Raw genomic sequence first — 2,061 nt, 5'->3', positions numbered from 1 at the left:
CTGATGCCAAAGACATCCGCTTGGAGCATGGCCAAGATGAAGGCATGCAGCTCGGGGAAGTTTACCCTTTCTCCGAGATTTTTAAAGGCCTCCTTTCTCGGGGTTCCCAACCGTATCTCCTGCAACATTCTATAGAACTCTTGAGACAAAGGACCCTTGGTATTTTTTACCACTCTACTCAGAGCGGCATCAAACCCCAATCCGGCCTCAACGCTTATGGTCAAAAGATCCAGGGTATCTGGAAGGGCCAGAGCAATGGCTTTCTGCCTCGTGTTTATGCGATGCTGCAACCAAAGATCGGGTATGAAGAAACTCGCCACCACCAATCCCAACGAGATGGGGATGGAGGTTAAAGAGAGGTCAAGGGTCATATGGGCTAAACCAAGCAATACACAGGTACCCATGGCGCTCAGAGCCTTAAGTGCCAAGAACTTATCGACATTCATATCTTTGGGATTACCGGCCAGGGCCAGTTTTCTCCTCACCCCATCTGATATCCCCATAGGACTGATTCTCCGAACCACATCGGCGAGATTTTGAACTAAGGGTAGCAATATCCTGCGGGCAAAGGGTTCCGCCAGTTCTTGCTCAATTATGGAAGCGATGGATGCCTGCTTTGATGTCCTTCCCCGTGTGGACAGCATCGACAAAGCCATGGAGGTCAAAAATACCGAGATAAAAACCAGAATTAAGGATAACGAATATAGCATCACAAACACCTCACACCTCTATGGAGACCATCTTCTTGAGCCACAGGCCACCGATTATCATTAATATCAGTGCTGCAATGACCATGATTATTCCCACCGTATTGGTGAATAACAATGTAACGTAAGAAGGATTAATGATATAAAGGATGAGACCCATGATGAAGGGGAGAGAGGTCAAAATCGCCGCCGAAAGCCTTCCCTCCGCGGTGAGCACTCGTATTTGCCTGGCTACCCTATCCCTTTCTCTCATGGTATTGGCCAAAATTTCCAGGACTTCGGCAAGATTTCCTCCAACTTCTCGTTGGATTTTAACGGCCATGATGGTCCAGTCAAAATTGACGCTTTGAACCCTTTCGGCCATGTTATTTAGGGCTTCCTCCAAAGGGAGTCCCAACCTTGCCTCGGTCAGCACCCGTTTAAACTCCGTGGACATGGGAGGCTTCGTTTCCTGCACCACCATATCGACGGCCTGCAGGAAGCTATAGCCCGCTTTAAGTGCTCCGGCTATCAGCGACAGAGTATCTGAGAGTTGTTCGTGGAATAATCCCTCCCTCTTGGTTTTCAAGTACTGGATGATGACCACAGGGAGGATTGCAGCCGAAAAGACCATGAAGAGCGTGGTAATTATACTCTTGCATAAGGCATATCCCAGACTTCCCAGGGTGAGGACGGTTAAAAAGTGAAAGAATATGAACTCCGATGCCCGAAGGGGAAGCCCTGCCTGATCGAGTAAGAGTTGTAAGTCCTTAACCAGTCCTCTTTTGGCGGTCAAGGGAGCGATTATCCTTGAAATTCTACTTAAAATGAATTTAGTCTGCTCTTTTTTCTGCTCCTCCTTCCCACGAGACCTTTGCCATGCTTCCTCAAAGGGTTTCAATTGCTGCTCCAATAGGGAAGTCTGTGGGAAGAATATCCCAAGCAGGGAAAGGAAAGCCAGGAAGAATGCCATGAATGATATGAGTAATAATGTGGTTAATCCGGGCAAGGTACCCAAAGACATCTTCAAAACCTCCTACTTTCGACTAAAGAGTTCAAATTGGAAGATGTCCACGGGAAGGGTAATCCCCAGATTCTGCAACTTTTGCATGAATTTAGGTCTGATTCCCGTGGATTTTATGGTTCCCTTAAATCTACCATTCTCATCGACGCCCATGGAAAAATCAAACAGGAATAAATCCTGTAGAGTAATTATGTCTCCCTCCATCCCATGAACCTCGGTGATATGGGTGATCCTTCTAGTTCCATCCCGCAGTCGCGCCTGGTGGATGATCAAATCGATGGCGGAGGAGATTTGCTCCCTTATGGCTCGCACCGGCAGATCCATTCCGGACATCAAGACCATGGTCTCCAG

At 47.7% G+C, this 2,061-nt stretch carries 3 protein-coding genes; all 3 read right to left on the bottom strand.

Annotated elements, in window-relative coordinates; all coding sequences use genetic code 11:
* A partial coding sequence (locus AB1466_01835) for a type II secretion system F family protein (protein ID MEW6188842.1) occupies positions 1-710 on the bottom strand: 710 nt, incomplete at its 3' end.
* Between the two features lie 10 nt (positions 711-720).
* Positions 721-1,710 carry a type II secretion system F family protein gene (locus tag AB1466_01830; protein MEW6188841.1) on the bottom strand — a complete coding sequence of 330 codons (990 nt, stop codon included), beginning with the start codon at positions 1,708-1,710 and terminating at the stop codon, positions 721-723.
* Positions 1,711-1,722: 12 nt separating this feature from the next.
* Positions 1,723-2,061: CpaF family protein (locus AB1466_01825; GenBank protein ID MEW6188840.1), on the bottom strand; the 339-nt coding region annotated here is incomplete at its 5' end.

The organism is Actinomycetota bacterium, assembly GCA_040755895.1.
GTDB lineage: Bacteria > Actinomycetota > Aquicultoria > Subteraquimicrobiales > Subteraquimicrobiaceae > Subteraquimicrobium.
Note: the sequence above shows the minus strand (reverse complement) of the source record. Positions and strands in the feature narration are given on the sequence as shown.

Excerpts from the sequence above, each read along its gene's own strand:
- AB1466_01830 (MEW6188841.1), bottom strand. The coding sequence starts at position 1,710 with ATGTCTTTGGGTACCTTGCCCGGATTAACCACATTATTACTCATATCA.